The 16398-nt window shown below is 66.2% G+C and carries 17 protein-coding genes; 9 read left to right on the plus strand and 8 right to left on the minus strand.

Translation table 11 applies throughout. The features are described 5' to 3' along the window. Positions 1-75 precede the first annotated feature (75 nt). Together M3666_RS01585 and M3666_RS01590 are read left to right on the plus strand one after the other, a co-directional pair. The gene (locus M3666_RS01585; RefSeq protein ID WP_251154285.1) at positions 76-822 is read left to right on the plus strand and encodes a FadR/GntR family transcriptional regulator; all 747 of its coding nucleotides are present in this window, start codon (positions 76-78) and stop codon (positions 820-822) included. 608 nt (positions 823-1430) lie between these two features. Then, positions 1431-2273: an AbiJ-NTD4 domain-containing protein gene (locus tag M3666_RS01590; RefSeq protein ID WP_251154286.1), complete on the plus strand. Its 843-nt coding sequence runs from the start codon at positions 1431-1433 to the stop codon at positions 2271-2273. A 1049-nt stretch (positions 2274-3322) separates the two neighbouring features. On the opposite strand, the gene M3666_RS01595 is transcribed toward M3666_RS01590, so the two are convergent. Further along, a complete protein-coding gene (locus M3666_RS01595; RefSeq protein ID WP_251154287.1) occupies positions 3323-3736 on the minus strand; it encodes a hypothetical protein in 414 nt (137 codons plus the stop codon). Positions 3737-3757: 21 nt separating this feature from the next. After that, positions 3758-3991, minus strand: coding sequence for a hypothetical protein (locus tag M3666_RS01600; protein WP_251154288.1), 234 nt, complete (start codon positions 3989-3991; stop codon positions 3758-3760). 668 nt (positions 3992-4659) lie between these two features. Between M3666_RS01600 and M3666_RS01605 the strand changes: the two genes are divergently transcribed. Then, positions 4660-4974, plus strand: coding sequence for a hypothetical protein (locus tag M3666_RS01605; protein ID WP_251154289.1), 315 nt, complete (start codon positions 4660-4662; stop codon positions 4972-4974). Positions 4975-5439: 465 nt separating this feature from the next. Here the strand turns inward: M3666_RS01605 and M3666_RS01610 are convergent, their stop codons facing one another. The 3 genes from M3666_RS01610 to M3666_RS01620 all read right to left on the minus strand — a co-directional run bounded on the left by M3666_RS01610 (position 5440) and on the right by M3666_RS01620 (position 7751). Then, the gene (locus M3666_RS01610) at positions 5440-6189 is read right to left on the minus strand and encodes a hypothetical protein (protein ID WP_251154290.1); all 750 of its coding nucleotides are present in this window, start codon (positions 6187-6189) and stop codon (positions 5440-5442) included. A 17-nt stretch (positions 6190-6206) separates the two neighbouring features. Continuing rightward, the gene (locus tag M3666_RS01615) at positions 6207-6881 is read right to left on the minus strand and encodes a DedA family protein (protein WP_144805274.1); all 675 of its coding nucleotides are present in this window, start codon (positions 6879-6881) and stop codon (positions 6207-6209) included. 69 nt (positions 6882-6950) lie between these two features. Then, positions 6951-7751, minus strand: a complete 801-nt coding sequence (locus tag M3666_RS01620) for a hypothetical protein (RefSeq protein WP_251154291.1) — start codon at positions 7749-7751, stop codon at positions 6951-6953. Between the two features lie 356 nt (positions 7752-8107). Between M3666_RS01620 and M3666_RS01625 the strand changes: the two genes are divergently transcribed. Next, entirely contained in the window at positions 8108-9079 is a 972-nt protein-coding gene (locus M3666_RS01625; protein WP_251154292.1) for a HAMP domain-containing sensor histidine kinase, read from the plus strand. Next, positions 9076-9735 (plus strand): response regulator transcription factor, encoded by a 660-nt coding sequence (locus M3666_RS01630; protein ID WP_251154293.1) that lies wholly within the window; start codon positions 9076-9078, stop codon positions 9733-9735. The genes M3666_RS01625 and M3666_RS01630 overlap by 4 nt, the downstream gene beginning before the upstream one ends. Positions 9736-9771: 36 nt before the next feature. Here M3666_RS01630 and M3666_RS01635 read toward each other — a convergent pair whose 3' ends face one another. Next, positions 9772-9978 (minus strand): hypothetical protein, encoded by a 207-nt coding sequence (locus M3666_RS01635; RefSeq protein WP_251154294.1) that lies wholly within the window; start codon positions 9976-9978, stop codon positions 9772-9774. 79 nt (positions 9979-10057) lie between these two features. Continuing rightward, the gene (locus M3666_RS01640) at positions 10058-10948 is read right to left on the minus strand and encodes a helix-turn-helix transcriptional regulator (RefSeq protein ID WP_251154295.1); all 891 of its coding nucleotides are present in this window, start codon (positions 10946-10948) and stop codon (positions 10058-10060) included. A gap of 153 nt (positions 10949-11101) precedes the next feature. Here M3666_RS01640 and M3666_RS01645 point away from each other — a divergent pair, with 153 nt between their 5' ends. From M3666_RS01645 to M3666_RS01660, 4 genes are all read left to right on the plus strand, one after another. Continuing rightward, entirely contained in the window at positions 11102-11932 is an 831-nt protein-coding gene (locus M3666_RS01645; protein WP_251154296.1) for an oxidoreductase, read from the plus strand. A gap of 117 nt (positions 11933-12049) precedes the next feature. Next, a complete protein-coding gene (locus M3666_RS01650; RefSeq protein WP_251154297.1) occupies positions 12050-12850 on the plus strand; it encodes an SDR family oxidoreductase in 801 nt (266 codons plus the stop codon). Between the two features lie 3 nt (positions 12851-12853). Then, positions 12854-13753, plus strand: coding sequence for an NAD(P)-dependent oxidoreductase (locus M3666_RS01655; RefSeq protein WP_251154298.1), 900 nt, complete (start codon positions 12854-12856; stop codon positions 13751-13753). A gap of 211 nt (positions 13754-13964) precedes the next feature. Continuing rightward, a complete protein-coding gene (locus M3666_RS01660; RefSeq protein ID WP_251154299.1) occupies positions 13965-14303 on the plus strand; it encodes an ASCH domain-containing protein in 339 nt (112 codons plus the stop codon). A 202-nt stretch (positions 14304-14505) separates the two neighbouring features. Here M3666_RS01660 and M3666_RS01665 read toward each other — a convergent pair whose 3' ends face one another. Next, entirely contained in the window at positions 14506-15588 is a 1083-nt protein-coding gene (locus M3666_RS01665) for a site-specific integrase (RefSeq protein ID WP_251154300.1), read from the minus strand. Positions 15589-16398 lie beyond the last annotated feature (810 nt).

The raw sequence follows: 16398 nt of genomic DNA on the forward strand, positions 1-16398 counted from the left end.
GGCCGGTCCGCGCTCGGCCGTGGATCGAGCGCGGTACACGCTCGGCCGTGGATCGAGCGCCGGTACGCTCGCTGCATGCCCGCGTTCAGCGAGAACGACCCGCTCAACATCCGACTCGAACTCGAGTCGGTCCCGGCCGGGTCCCCCGCATCTGCGGTCGCGCGACAGCTCGTGACCCTGCTCACCACGGGCGAGCTGGCCCCCGGTTCCCGCCTGCCCTCGGAACGCGTGATCGCCGAGCAGCTCGGGGTCGGGCGGTCAGCGGTCCGCGAGGCGCTGGCGGCGCTCGAGATCCTCGGCATCGTGCAGATCCGACCAGGCTCGGGCACCTACCTGCAGGGCGGGACCTCGGACCTGCTCCCCACCACGCTCTCCTGGGGCCTGATGCTCGCATCGAACCGGACGCGTGAGCTGCTCGAGGTCCGCTCGTCACTCGAACGCACCGCAGCGATCCTCGCCGCGCAGCGGGCCGACGCCGCGCAGCTCGACGAGCTCCAGGAGTACCTCGAGCGGCAGCGCGTCGCCCTCGACGACCCGCAGGCCTTCATCGAAGCCGACGTCCGGTTCCACGTGCTGCTCGCACGTGCCGCAGGGAACGACGTCCTGGCGGACCTCCTGCAGAGCCTCCGCTCGATGCTCAGCGTCTGGGTCGGTCGACGCGTCCGCACCCGGCAGGCAACCGAAGCGGCCTACGAGGAGCACCGGGCGATCCTCGACGCCGTCCGCGCGGGCGACGTCGCCGCCACCCAGCGTGCGATGGACGACCACATGGCGACCGCCAGTGCCCGCATCGAGAACGCGGACCCGATCAGCGAGCGCTGACGCTTCGATGCCCGCGACGTCAGCGTGCTGAGTGCGTCAGGCGCTCGGATCTGCGAGTGTCGCCCACTCCGCGTGGTGGCGGGATCCGGGCGGGGCGTGGCTCGGCCTCGCTACTCCACGCGCTCGGGCGCAGCTGCTCCGTCACGGCTGATCGGATCGTGGTTCCCGACCGATCAAGAAAGCCCCGGATCTCTGTCTTGACAGGGATCCGGGGCTCCTCGTGATGGCGGTACCGGTGGGATTTGAACCCATCGCTGCGTGTTCGTGCCTTCACGGGCGCGCCCCCGATCGCCGGATTCATGGGGAAGTTGCCGACGGGTCGGGCCAGTCGGAGCCGTTCCCGGACAGGTGGTAGTGCACCAAATTGCACCACAGCGCTGCTGGGGGACGCCCGCTCCCGAGAGCGGCGCGGAGACGAAGCACCCGCCCCCGGATGGGCGTCCGGATAGCGCCCCGCCATCGCGACTGTCTGCGGACCACCTATGTGAGACAGATGGTGAGCGCTGCGTGCGACCGCGATGACTCGTACGCCGGAGGACCGCCCATCGAGACGACATCCGCTGGCCCGTGGAAGCTCGACGGTCAGTGGCGGACGCTACGGTCCACCCATGTCCTTCGCCGAACGCATGGGGTTCACGTCACCCCGGTCCGTAACACAGACAGACGCGCTCGACACGGAGACCAGGACTGAACTCTGGAACACCGTCTATGTGATTCGCGGACTCACGCAAGATGCGATGGCCTATGACGTCGATACAGCGATCACTGCCGCAATCTGGGCTTGGTACTTCAAGAACGCCCGTGATGAGCAGCCGCGCGACGAGAAGGTTTGGGGGCTGGTCAAGTCGGCCATTATGGACGGTGAGTGGTTCGAAGCCTTGGACTGCATCGAGGCCTACGGCAAATACCTGCACCGATTCTCGAACCAGTTCACATACCAGGTTCCGGACACTTTCGATGGCCTTCTGAATGCCACCCTCGAACGGTACCTCGTCGGGTACCGACTGATCGAGCGAGAACTCGTTCCACTCAGCGACGACATGTCAATCGCCGCGGTAACGGACGCGCTGGATCTCACGGTCCAGCTCAACGGTGCTCGGAACCACCTGCTTCGTGCGACAGAATTGCTTGCCGATCGGCAGACACCGGACTACCCGAACAGCATCAAGGAAGCAATCTCGGCGGTGGAATCCGTTGTGGCGACGGTTACGGGCGAGGGCACGCTCGGTGCGGGGTTGCGGAAGCTCAAGACAGCGGGCATCGAGCTTCACCCCGCGCTGGAGGGCGCCTGGTCAAAGATGTACGGTTGGACGTCTGACGCGCAGGGTATCCGTCACGCGGCTATCGACCAGGCGGATGCTGACCAAAGTCTCGCAAAGTACATGCTCGTCGCGTGCTCCGCATTCGTGTCCTACGTCATCGAAGCCGGCAGGAAGAGCGAGCTCATCTGATCCTCGTTACATCGGCAGGCGAGCAGCAAGCCGGTCAGTACCTCAGGCTGCTTGATCCTGAAGTCTTCTGCGAGCTCAGGGCCCAGGTGGACCTACGGTCGCGCGCTCCAGACCACGTTTGGGTGCCGACGGCTGACTCTTGTGCGCCGCTACACCTTCTCGCGACGGTTCCGCGCCAACGTCCGGCCAGCGATCGTTGGCCGGACGACCGGGTTGCGATTTCTAGGGGTGAGAAACTGGCGTCGTGACGAAACGTACGCGAACGACGGGTCGGGGCAAGATCTCTGGAGCCACCACTTCAGGCGGCCGATTTGCCGTACGCCCCGGCACCTTCAATCTCGCCTGCGAGTTGTTCACGCCAGAGGGAAATCGTCTGTCTCGCCTCGAGGAGGACATCCGCGAAGAGGTTGCGGCGGTCCTCGTCCGCGATGGAGCCGAGGTAGCGTTCGAGGCTTGCGGCTGCGGAGGCGGAGGCGGAGGCGGAGGACAGTGTAAGCCCCACTGGCCCGGGAAAGCGAAGATCAAGGCGCTTTCGAGGTCCTCGCTGCCTCAGATGAGTCCCCGCCCGACCGCTCCCACCTGGATCGACGTTTGGGCAGGAGACGGCACGACCGTCGTCTTCTGTCACGGCGACATCACCTGGGGCTCGCTGCTGCCGTGAGCCTCGGTACCCCGATTCTGAATTGAAACGGGGCCATGAGTCAGCGACCGGTCAAGGATCGGCTGTTGCGACACGAGACCGGATAGCCTCCGCGCATGCTTACTCTCTGGATCGCAGTAGCAGCGGTCGTTTGTTTTAGCTGGGGCACCGTGCTCCTTTGCTTCCCCGAGCCGATCGCGCGGTTCTCACGGAAGTTGCAGGGCGAGTTCTGGGGAGGTCAGTTCACTCCGGAGCTGACGAGGTTCTTGGGATGCGCCTTCGTACTCGCCGGAATTGTGATCATCGTCTCGCTACTCGCGCACCTCCTACGAGGCTGACGGTCGTCCCGTTCGAGGATCGATCACCGGACAGCTCTGGCGCCGGTTGGAGAGGGCTGGGCGAATCGCTGTCAGCGATGATCGTCTCCGATCTGGGCGACGACGTGGAGATCAACACGGTTGCGACCGGCCCACTGCTGGACGTCGTTTGGTCGTCGGGCGACCAGGAGCTCCTGTACGTGCACGTCGTGAGCTGCGAGGTCGCGCCGGACCCGCGCACCGAATCGGCCGAAGCGCACGATCGTCGCGACCGTCACTGCGCCCGACCCGATGATCAGGACCGGGAAGATCCAGGTCGGACCGATATGCATGAGCCCGAGGGCCCAAGCCAGCACCCAGATCGTGAGTTGCGCGGGGAACGCGATGGCGAAAGAGAGCTTCCTGCGCGCGATCTCGAGGGCGTAGCGATTGCCGAGCAGCGGACGCCACGGTGCGGCGAGACGCTGGATTGCGCTCTTTGGTTGCTGGTATGACACGATGCTCACGCGCGCGGTGTGGCCGGTGGCTTATCGGCCGCTACGATCCGGCGCTCGGAGAGCGCGCATGCTGCGGAACACCCAGATGTACGCAACGACGATGACTGCCGACAGCAGCACGATCACCAGCGTCCAGATGAGCCAGTCGGAACGGTCCGGGTCGCCGAGCGCCCCGAAGACGAGCGTGCTGATCGCCATCGCGGGAAACAGCAGGCTGACCCAGATGAAGACCCAGCCCTTGGCGCGCTTCGACATCGTTGCCACACAGCTACAGTCCCATTCGCCTCGGTAGCTGTCGATTCGACGGTACTCAGGGTGATGCTGGCGGTCCCGATGAACCATGGGCCACCGGTCGCCTCGCTGGTCAAGCGGGATCACGTTGCTGATCGTCAAGGCGCCTGTGACGCGGTCGAGGTATCCGTCTCATGCATTCGACTGATCTGAGGTAAGCGGTCACTCGTTCGCATCGCCTGGCTAGTTCGGAGCGGGCGTCCGTCGACAGGTGGTGAAGCTGGAGTGCGTCAGGCCGTCAGCGGACGGCCTGATCTGATCGTCCGCTGCGATGAGCGTGACTCGAAACTGAACACGGGTCGGGCGCAATCGGCATGGCCGACGCCGTACTGGTCCTCGTCACCAGCGGCTGCAGGCTGATCGCTGCGAGGTCCTTGCCAGAAGGATCTTTTGCGAGGTAATCGTTCCCGTGTCGACATCGCGCTAAGGAGTTGACATCGCCCCGCGCGTTTGGGCACCGCGATGACAGTTCCAGCCACCGGTGCGTCTCCTCGGCCCGCGCATGAGGGACACCCGTTGGATGTGCCTCCGGGAGCGGCGCGTACGGTACAGGAGCGTCGTTGGACTGGGCGCGTCGGGGATGATTTTCACGGTCGCCGTCTTCTCAATCCCGCCTTGTCCCGCGGCGAGAGCGGTTGATCGTGCAGTACCTCCATTACGGGCATACCCGCATCCTCGTCACCGACATGGTCGGCAAAGTGGTGCTGGCCTACAGCGCCTCGTTGGCGCAAGCCGCGGTCGCTGACACCGTCGCAGTGCCGACCGTTGATGATGCTGGACTACCGGTGACGGTGCAGGTCATGCTCGCTCCGGCGATCCCGGTCCTGTTGGAGCCGGCGCCGGAGGACGTCCTCGAGGACGCAGGCGACCTTGCCGCGCAAGACTTCCTCACGGATGCGCGCTGGAGAATCAGCGTCCTTCCCCCAACCGGTCCCGATGCCCGGGACCGCAGATGAGTAGGCACACCAGAGGTGCCGCGAAGAGCTGTAGCGGCTCCCGGGGCACAAGCAAAACACCTGTGTACCGTCAACCGTCGCCCCATCTCGACCTATGACGTCATGGTGAAGACGAGCCGCCGTCTGCGCCTCGGCATGCAGGCGGTCAGTGTGCGCGGCATCGGGCACGCCTGATACGGAGCTGAGCTACATCGTTGCGCCCGCTGGACAGGTCATTCGGCAGAGCCCGAGCGGATTGCTGCACATCGGAGATCGGAAGGCCCATGGAAGCTGAACCGGGAGGAAGCCCGGCCGAGACGATGGCGTTCGTGGTCGGTGCTCTGCGGGCACGAGGTCATGTCGTCGACGCGGACACCACTGACCGCGTTGCACGGATCCTCGCCGGCGACCTGACTGCAGAGCAGGCGCGGGCTGAGATAGATCACCACGAGGGCTGCCCTTGCAGACGTCTCGATAGACGGTGGGTCAGCGGACGCTCGAGGCTGCTTCTGTGGAAGGGATTCGCCGTACCTTCTCCTGCAGGGCCACGGCGAAGGCGATGGCGATGAGAAGGACCGCGCTGACGAGGCCGGTGCCGACGTTGAGGCCGCCTCGGGCGTGCGGGACCGCGACGAAGTCGGCGAAGGACGCGCCGACCGGGCGGGTGAGGACGTACGCGGTCCAGAACGCCGTGACCGGTCCGAGTAGCGCCGTCAGGCGCGCGAGGACGACGATGGTCATCGCGGCGACGAAGACGAGGCCGCCACCGAGGTAGCCGAGGTGGAACGTGCTCGCGGCGAGGTCACCAGCCGCGGTGCCCATCGCGAACGTAGCGATCACGGCGGCCCAGTAGAACAGCTGCCGCCGGGTGCTGGTGATCGTGTGCACGTCGACGGTGTCCTCGACCCGTCGCCACAGGACGAAGACGACGACCAGGGCGGCGAAGAAGACCGGGGTGGACACCGCGTACGGAACGCCGAGTGCGACGTGGGTGACGTCGGCGACCATCGTGCCGAACACCCCGACCATCGACACGGCACCCCAGTACAGCCACGGCCGGTAGCGGTCGGCGCGGAGCTGCGCCACGAGCACGACGGCGAACACGGCCGCAGTGACCAGGACCGTGGGGACGGGGTCGAGGCGGGTGACCAGGAAGTCGGAGAGCGCCTCACCCATCCCGGTCGTGAGCACCTTGATCAGCCAGAACGACGCGGTCGGTCCCGGGACACGGTTCATCGTTCCGGTCCCACCCGTCACCGGTCCCCCACCGTCCGCTCCGCGGGTCGTGCCGCCGGTGACGTGCGCTTCCGGGCGACGTGACGGCGGCGCAGGGCGCCGATGACGATCGGCAGGACCGACACGACGACGATCACGATCATGAGTGCGTCGATGTTGTGGGCGACGAGCGGGATGCCTCCGAGCAGGACCCCCACTGCTGTCAGGCCGCAGGCCCAGGAGATGGCGCCGATGAGGTTGAACAGCAGGAACCGCCGGTAGTGCATCTGCGCGGTCCCGGCCGCGAGCGGCACGTAGGTCCGGACGATCGGGACGAACCTTCCGAGGATCAGGCTCAGGCCGCCCCACTTCGTAAAGAACGCCTCTGCTTCGTCGAGTCTGGCGGTGGTGAGGATGCGGGCGTCGTCCTTGAACAGGCGACGTCCGTAGCGTTTCCCGATCCAGTACCCGACCTGGTCGCCGGCGACGGCGGCGATGGATGCGACGAGGGCGACCTGCCACGGCGTCACGCCCAGGGTGCTGCTGATGATCGCGGCGGTGACCAGGAGGGAGTCGCCGGGCAGGAACGGGAACAGCACCCCGGACTCGATGAAGATCAGCAGCGCGATTCCGGCGAGGACGTACGGGCCGAATGCGTGCAGCACGGATGCTGCGTCGAACAGGCTTACGGCGAGCGGAACGGTGTGGAGCACGAGGACCTTTCACGAGCGGAGGGCCTGGTGCCACCGGCGTTCAAGTCGGCGGTGGGACCAGTGGACGGGTCAGACGGTGAGTCGGCTGCGCTGCGCGGGTTCGTCGCGGCGGATGCGGATCACGAGGTAGCTAATGATCGCGGCGATGATGACGAAGAACACGACGCTCGTCGTGATCGTCCCGACACCCAGACCGCCGTCCTGCGGGGACGCGGACAACAGGTCGCCCGTGGACGCGCCGAGGGGGCGGGTGAGGATGTACGCGATCCAGAAGCAGAGCACCGGGCCGCGGCGTCCGATGAACCAGACGGCGGCGGTCACCGCGATGGCACCGGCGAAGAGGAGCAGTGACGGGAAGTAGCCCAGCCCGGTCTGTTCCGCGATGAGATCGCCGGCGGCGGTGCCGAGGGCGAAGGTGAACAGGATCGCCAGCCAGTAGAACGCTTCCCGGCGGAGCGTGTCGATGCTGTGGATCGAGAGGGTCCCCTCGACCCGGTACCAGATCGCGAACACGACGAGCAGTGCGACGCCGAACACGGTGGTGCTGACGGCGAGGGGCACGCCGAGACCGTCGGTGAGGTTGTCGGTGACGCAGGTCCCGACGATGCTGATCAGGACCACGGTGATCCAGTACAGCGGCGGCCGGTAGCTGCGGGACCGGAACTGCAGGACCAGGAACACCGCCAATGCGACCGCCATGATCAGCGTCGTCAGCGGCAGTCCGAGTCCGACGGTGTCACTGAGGAGGTCGGCGGCGGTCTCACCGACCGTGGTCGCGAGGACCTTGATGATCCAGAACGACGCGGTCGGGTCGGGCACCTTGTTCGAGCGGCTCCGGGTCGGCACAGGCGCTGCGGGCGAGTGGGACATGGCGTTCTCCTCGTCAGGATGGGCCGTACCGCGATGTGCGGGGTCGGCGATGCTCCGACGGTAGAAAACGGCGCGCAAGACTCCACCAAGAATTGGACCGGCCGCCCGTGCGACGTTTCTTGGCTGTTCCTTGGCTGGTGTCGCTGAGGCTTGGGGGCCGGTGCTGCTCTGAGTGAGGCAGGATCGAGCCGACGCGGTGACGCCGGAACGCTTCCCCCCTCGCGTTCCGGCGTCACCAGCACGGAAGGGGCCACATGTCTGCTGGATGGCGGTCAGCGATCGCGGACGGACTGGCACGCTGGTCGTTCCGGTCTCGTGTGGAGACCGATCCGGACCGGTTGGCGTACCGCCGGTCCGTGATCGGGATCGCACTGCGTGTTGCGGTCGTCTCGGCGGCGCTGGTGATCGCGATCATCGTCCTCGTCGTCGCCTACGTGCTGTGGCAGCTGACACCGAACCAACTCCACGAACAACCCGGCCCGACCGACATCCACATCTACCTCGACACCATCGACCTCAGCATCGCGGTCATCGGCGTCGGCGGACTCGCGATCATCCTCGCCGGCATCGCCGCGTGGCTCATCGCCCGCCGCGCAGTCCGGCCGATCGCCGAAGCAGCACGCATGCAACGCACCTTCGTCGCCGACGCCAGCCACGAACTCCGCACTCCGCTGACCGTGCTCCACGCACGCGTGCAACGCCTGCAGCGCATGACCCCGGACGACGACCGACGGCGTCCCGTCGTCGACGATCTGCGCGAAGACACCCAGATCCTGATCAACATCGTCAACGACCTCCTCGAAGCCGCCGCCGGCACCGCCGACCCCGACGGGAGCGCCGACCTCCGGGCCGCGATGGACTCGGTGCACCACGACATGAACGTCCTCGCCGCGGAGCGAGGTGTGACGCTCGACGTTGAACCGATCGACGCCCGTGCGGGGGTGTCGGAGACGCAGCTGCGCCGCTGCCTGGTCGCGCTGACCGACAACGCGATCGGTCACACCCCACCGGGTCGGCACGTCCGGATCACCGCGACGACCACCGCGACCCGTGTGACGATCCGCGTTGCGGACGAAGGCCCCGGTGTCGTCGGCATCAAACCAGCTAGAGTCTTCGACCGCTTCGCCCACGGCGCACCCGCCGACGCGATAGCAACGAGCACCCGCACCGGGTACGGCATCGGCCTGGCTCTGGTCCGCGACATCGCCGTCCGAGCTGGCGGCGACGCAGTCATCGAACGCACGGACAGCAGCGGAACGATCTTCGCGCTCCACTTACCGACCGCTCCGGACAGCGGCTCGGAACACGACCGGAAGGACCGCGCATGATGCCCCGACTCCTCCTCGTCGAGGACGACCCCCGGCTCGGTCCACTCGTCGCCGACGAGCTCGGCGAGCAGTGGACCGTCACGCTCTGCGTGAACGGAGAATCCGCGCTCGAAACGGCTGCGAAGGAGTACTTCGACGTCATGGTGATCGATCGCCGGCTCCCCGGGATCGATGGCACCACGGTGATTGCGACCCTTCGGCAGCGACGCGTCAGCACCCCTGTGCTCATGCTCACCGCGCTCGGCGAAGTCCACGACCGCGTCTCCGGTCTCGACGCCGGCGCGAACGACTACCTGGTCAAACCCTTCGACTTCGACGAGCTCACCGCACGGCTCCGCGCGCTCACCCGCGACTACACCGGCACTGGCGCCACTATCGAGATCGGTGGGTGGGCGTTCTACCCCGACGATCACAGCATCACCTCCCCCTACAGCGGCCGGGTGATGCTGACCGCGAAGGAAACCGCCCTGCTGCGGCTGCTCGCGGGCGAACCATCCCGCGCCTTCACCCGACAACATCTGCTCTCCGCAGTGTTCGACAACGGCGAGCAGCTCGGTACCGTCGACACCTACGTCCACTACATCCGCCGGAAAACCGACCGCGACCTCATCAGCACCATCCGCGGCGTCGGCTACCGGCTCGGCACACCCGCCTGACCGCGGGTCACTAACGCTGAAACAAGCGAGAAGCGCCTAGTCGTCTAGGAGACCTTCCTTCTCCGCTTCTGACGCAACCGCCAGCAGCGCAGCCCCGACGGCCGCGACGACCACCAGGAGCAGCACGACGGCCGCAGCAACCACGATCAGCACCACGGAAACCACCTCCACGCCCACCATCGCGGCAACCCACCAAGGAATCACCCAGTCACGCCGACGCGCCAGCGCGTCTGCTCGCAGCATGCGGCCCAGCACGAAGCCGGTTAAGGAAGTAGACCAATGCGAAACGGCCGCTCTTCAAGGCGTCTCGTTTGCCGATCGGCTACCGAGACGGTCCTGTGAAGGTTGTCGGCTCCGTGGATCTGCGCTCCGTGCGCGGCTCGGTCTTGGTTGCCCACCACGAGGCGAGCAAGCGCAGGGACTCTTCGGCGGCTGCATCCGCGGGACTGTTGACGAACATCGTCTGCCCTTCGGGGCCGGGAACCACGAACGCTTCCCAATCGATGAGAACCTCCCCTACGGCCGGGTGCAAGAACCGCTTCCGGCCCGATGTTCGTCCGAGTGGGTTGGGGACGCTCCACCACGTTCGGAACTCCGGGCTCTTGGTCGCAAGCTCTCCGACGAAGGCCGCCATGGCTTCATCGTTGGGATAGGAGCTGGCCTCGAGCTGGAGCACTCCGACCATCTCTGACGCAACGACTGCCCAGTCGGCGTAGAGCTTCCTCGCGTCCGGGTCGAGGAGGATCCAGCGCAGCAGGTTCCGGTCGCCGGGTGCCCTGCTCGGGAAGTCCGTCAGGAGCGCCCAAGCCAAGTCGTTGCCCGCGAGCACCTCGGTTCGGGGGCCCACGACGAACGCGGCCTGACGGTCGAAAGTGCGCAACATCTTCACGATCCCGGGCCGCACTGGAACTTCGGCAGGACCTCCCGTGATCCCTGCCGCGGGACGGGCGAGGTTCACGAGGTAGTCGTGTTCAGCATCGTCGAGGAGCAAGATCTTCGCGATCGCCGCCAGCACCGACTCTGAGGGCGTCACCTGCCTGCCCTGTTCGAGGCGGATATACCAATCGACGCTGACGCCCGCGAGGAAGGCAACCTCCTCGCGGCGCAGCCCTGGGACCCGCCGAGGGCCAGTGGCGGAGAGGCCGACCTGCGCCGGGGTCACGGCGGCCCGCTTACCCGTCAGGAACTCGCTCAGCGCCTCGTTCTTCGCCATCCCCTCATTGTCCCCGCCGCAGCTCCGGGCAGGACGGTCGTGGGTGGGCCTTCCTGTCCTACGATGCCGCGGCCCTGACACCCGAGCCCCGGCCGCAGTGTCCTGGACCGGTGCCGGGAAGAGTCCGGCCAAAATCGAAAGGACACCTGCTTCATGGCTACCTGGCTCATTAGTGGCGCTTCGCGCGGATTCGGCCGCGAGGTCGCACTCGAGGCCCTGCGACGGGGCGACACCGTCGTGGCCACCGCTCGGAACACCGACGCGCTCACCGACATCATCGACGCAGGTGGAGACCGCGTCATCCCGATGACGCTCGACGTCGCCGACGCCGAGCAGGTCCGCTCCGTCACCGCGGAAGCGGAGGAGCGCACCGGCGGCATCGACGTCCTGTTCAACAACGCCGGAATCGGCTACTTCGCCGCCTTCGAGGAAGGCGAGGAGGCGGAAGAGCGTCGCCTGATGGAGATCAACGTGTTCGGCCTCGCCGCGGTCACGAAGGCGCTCCTGCCCGGCATGCGCAACCGCCGAAGCGGCACCATCATCAACGTCTCCTCCGTCGGAGGCATCCGCTCGTTCCCGGCACTGTCCTGGTACAACGCCTCCAAGTTCGCCGTCGAAGGCCTCTCGGAAGCCATCGCGCACGAAGTCGCACCACTCGGCATCCACATCGTTCTGGTCGAGCCCGGACCTTTCGCAACCGACTGGGCCGGCAACTCTGCCGCCGAGACCAAGCCCGAGCGGGAGATCGCCGACTACGCCGACACCGCGGGGGTGAATCGTCAGAACTCCCGCCAGGGGGCAGGTCAGGAACCCGGCGACCCGGCGAAGGCCGCGATCGCCATCGTCGACGTCGCGCACGACACCAACCCGCCGCAGCGCCTTCCGCTCGGCCAATTCGCCTACGACGGCATCCTCGAGAAGTTCGACATGGTCCGCGATGACATCGCCGCCCGCGAACACGTCAGCCGCAGCGCCGACCGATGACCTATCCGACACCAGAGCGACGTTCCACCGCACGGACGATGCGTCCGACGCGCCCGCTCGACCCCCGGATCACGACCGACAAGACGCGCACCACGACCGCGTCGGAGAGCAGATTCCATGACTGACACCCGTCCCCTCGCCCTCGTCACCGGCGGTTCTTCCGGCATCGGCTTCGAGCTCGCGAAGCGGTTCGCCACCGGCGGCTACGACGTCGCGATCACCGCCTCCAGCGACCGCGTCTTCACCGCCGCGGACACGCTGACGTCCCTGGGCGTCAAGGCGTACCCTCACCAGGCCGACGCCAGCACCTACGTCGGCGTCGAGAGCTTCTGGACCTTCGTCCGCGACCTCGGTCGCCCCGTCGACGCAGCAGCGCTCAACGTCGGGATCGGCCTGGGCGGTGCGTTCGTCGACAACACCCTCGAGGACGAGTTCCGGGTCCTGGACATCAACATCAAGGGCACCGTCCACCTCGCCAAGCGCGTCGTACAGCACATGGTCCCCAACGGCCGCGGCCGCATCCTCATCGTCTCCTCGATCTCCGCCACCACCCCGACCCCGTTCGAGACCGTCTACGGCCCCTCGAAAGCGTTCGGGTTCTCCTTCGCCGAATCCCTCCGCGAGGAGCTGAAGGACACCGGTGTCAGCGTCACCGCACTCCTGCCCGGAGCCACCGACAGCGACTTCCACGCCAACGCAGGGATGAACAACACCAAGCTCGGCCCCGACTTCAAGAAGAACGACAAGACCGAAGTCGCCCGGCAGGGCTACGAAGCCCTCCTCGCTGGGGCTGACCACGTCGTCGGCGGCGACGACGCCACCAAGCAGATCGTCATCGACAACCGCACCATCCCCGAGCCGGAGAAAGCCGCCAAGCAGGCTGAGCTGACCCGCCCCGACCAGTCACGAGAGAGCTGACCGATGAGCACCACGAAGAAGCGCGTCGCCGTCACTGGCATCAACGGCAAGGTCGGCCAGCACGTCGTCGACCAGCTCCTCGAACACGGCCACGAGGTCTTCGGGATCGACCAGACCCCCGCCAAGCGCACCGACATCATCTCGATCGTCGCCGACCTCACCGACTACGGCCAGACCTTCGATGCCCTAGGCTCCGTCGGCTGGGACGTCCTCGGCGACACCGTCGACAACGCCTTCGACGTCGTCGTCCACCTCGCCGCCGTCCCCCACCCCCGCCTCTACAGCAACGCCAAGACGTTCGAGAACAACGTCGTTGCGGGCTACAACGTGTTCGAGGCTGCCCACCGCCACGGCCTGAAGGACATCGTGCTGGCCTCCAGCGAGACCGTCCTCGGCGTGCCGTTCCCGGCGGACCTCGACCACCTGCCCCTCGACGACGACTCCGCCCGCCACGGCCGCAACGCCTACGGCCTGTCGAAACTGATCATGGAGCATCTCGCCGAGGAGTACACCAGCAACGACCCCGAGCTGCGCGTAACCGCGCTTCGTCTGTCCTACGTGCAGAACGTCGACGAGTACGACGAGTACCCGTCCTTCGCCGACAACCTCGATACCCGCGCCTGGGACATCTGGTCGTACATCGACGGCCGTGACGTCGGAACCGCTACCGAGAAGGCCCTGCACCAAACCGAGCGCGGCTTCCACCCGTACCTGATCGTCGCCGACGACACCGTCATGCCCATCCCCACCGCGAAGATCATCGCCGAGCGGTACCCGAACACCGCCGTCACGGGCGAATTGGCCGAGTTCGGGTCGCTGCTCTCGAACGCTGCCGCGAAGCGTGACCTCGGCTGGGCACCCGAACACAGCTGGCGCGACCGCGTCGAGCCCGACCGCTGCTGACCGCCGCCGCATCGAGTGAGGTCACACCCGCAAACGGGTGTGACCTCACCGTTTCACGCGGAAGTGCCGCATAGAAGTCAACATGCAGTCTCGATAGCCGATCGGCCTCCGGACGCATTCGTTCGGGCCGATCCAGCGCGGCGGCGCGACTTCCGGTCGCCGGAACCGGCACCTCGATCGCCACCCTCTGCCGCTACGGCAGAGTGGGCGCATGGTCAGTGCAGCACCCAACACGATCCACTTCCATCGCAAGCACTACGAGGCAGTGATGTCTGGCGAGAAGGTCACCACCGTGCGGTGGAACGAGGACGTCCCGGTGGGAGCAGCCGTGTTCGTCTTCGATGAACACCCGACGGCAGGACCGGTCCCCGGCGCCGTGATCGCCGTGCACCAACACCGGCTTGACAGCCTCACCGCCGAACAAGCCCACCAGCCTCCTGAGACTGACATGCAGCTCTTCGCCCAACAGCTGCGCGAGAACTACTACCCGGACATGCCTTCCGACGCTGTCGTCGAGGTCGCCCAGCTCGCGATCGAGGCGTCTCAATAGCCGGTCGTTCAGCGAGACGGAGCGTTGCGTGTCTCCGTCTGCGTACCTTCCGCGCTCCGCCTGTCTCAGATAGCTGGTCCGAAAGTGATTCCGGCAAGGTGCCCTATGCGAGACCGTGTCATGCGATGAAACTTGAGCTCCGGGGCCGAGGAGGTCACGCCCGTGGGCGCGACCGTCAGCACGACCACGTTCACGACCATCGCTATAGCTGTTCCGCTCGTTGCCGGCTCAACGCGGAGGTGACGTTGTCTAAATCGTCAGGGAACAGCGCCGCATAAGTGTCGAGAGTCACCTTCGCCGACTTGTGGCCCAGCATGCGTTGGATCACTTTGACGTTGGCGCCAGCGCTGATCGCGAGTGATGCAGCGGTGTGCCGGAGGTCATGCGGTGTGACTCGGCGGAAGCTCGCGTCGCCCGCCATCGACCGTTGGACTGCCTTCGCGAACCACCCCTGACGGGAGTGCCCCGGCCGGAGAAAGCCTCCAGCCGGTGACGACCAGAGGCGATCGTCGGGGTGCTTGTTCCGACAGGCCGCGGCAACAGCCGAGTCGAGAAAGTCAGGGAACGCGACGGAGCGCCGTTCATGCGACTTCACACTGCCCAGGACGTGTTGACCGTTCACCTCAGTCACTCCCTCTCGAATGTTGAGGCGACGGCGATCGAGGTCGACGTTCCGAACCCGCAAGGCCGTCGCCTCGCCCCATCGCAAACCGGTGTAAGCGAGCAGCCGAACGAGATCGCCGTACCTGGCCTCTGAGGCCAGCGCTTCGACCTGCCGATGTGTCAGGAACACCTCGTCCGGGATCGGCTTCTTCCTGACTGTGAGGCCGCGCGCAGGATTCTTCACCACGCGGTTTTCCTCAACGGCTTCATCGAGGATGCCAGCGAGCAGGTCTCGTGCCCTCGCCACCGAGGTGTGCGAGAGCGAATGCCCGAGTTCGTTCAGCCACGTTTGGACGTCTCGCTTGCTGACTCGGCCCACGGCGTACCCACCCCACTTTGGTTCGACGTGCACGCGCCAGCAGCTTTCAACGGAGTGGAAGCTGCTTTGGGTGAGCTTGAATCGGTGCATCTCGAGCCAAGCTGTCCCGAGCTCGCCTATCGAAACTCGCGCATCGGTCGGGTCGACGTAGGAGCCTCGCAGCTTCGACACCTCGACGGTGTTGAGGTAGTTGAGGGCCTCGGCCTTTCTGCGGAAGCCGCGGTCGTGACCGCGAGTCCCGTCGGGCTTTGTGTACCAAACTTCGTAGAGCTTGCCACGGGTCTTTGTCTCATAGGACTTCACTGAACCCACGGCTTAGCGCAGCTCGTCGGAGGTGCTGGCGTACTCCTGCTCGAGGAGCCATGCTTCGACGGCCTCTTGCCTGTAGAGCGGGAATCGCCCGACACGAACGAACCGCGGGCCCGCCCCCGTGACGCGCCATTGCCGCAAGTTCCGGGTCGTCACATGGAGTCGAGCGGCCAGTGCGTCAGGGGTGAGCAGTTCGCCGGGTTGCCGGTGCGGAGCGAGAGCGGTCTCGGACATAGATGTTCCTCGAAAGTCGATGCTTTCGAGGAGGCCTTTGGAGCCGAACCTGTTAACGGTTGCTTGGCGTACCCACTCGTCGAGCCCGCAGTGGCCCTGGTCCTTTTATCTCATTCAGACTTGCGATCACTATACCCACTGCGACCTTCTCGGACAAACCCGGCCAAGTGAACACCCTTCAGCAGCCAGCTGGCATCGCGGGCCCTGTGCGATCCACCTCACGAGTGCCCGCGCTAGCAGCGCCTCTCCTCAGTAATTCACCAGGGAGACTTCGAGCGGAATCATTTGCGGAATGATTGCTCGGGTTGACGCCGTGCTTCACTGCCCCAAGCGCTTGATCGCAGGCCTCTCGCGCGGCACCGCCGTGTTATGGTCTCCGGCCCGGGAGGGCGGCTCGCAGCCGGTGTCCGAGACGGAGCGAAGCGGAGACGCGGCATCGGCGCAAGGCACCCTCCAACGCCCCCGACGGGGCGTTGTAGGGCAAGGAGCGTAGCGACGCAGTAAGGGCCCCAAGGAGCGCCAGCGACGAGGGGTGAGGGGCGCCCGAAGACCGAGCGCAGCGACAGTCTC

Origin of the sequence: Curtobacterium sp. ODYSSEY 48 V2, assembly GCF_023712625.1 — a bacterium.
Classification (GTDB): Bacteria; Actinomycetota; Actinomycetes; order Actinomycetales; family Microbacteriaceae; genus Curtobacterium.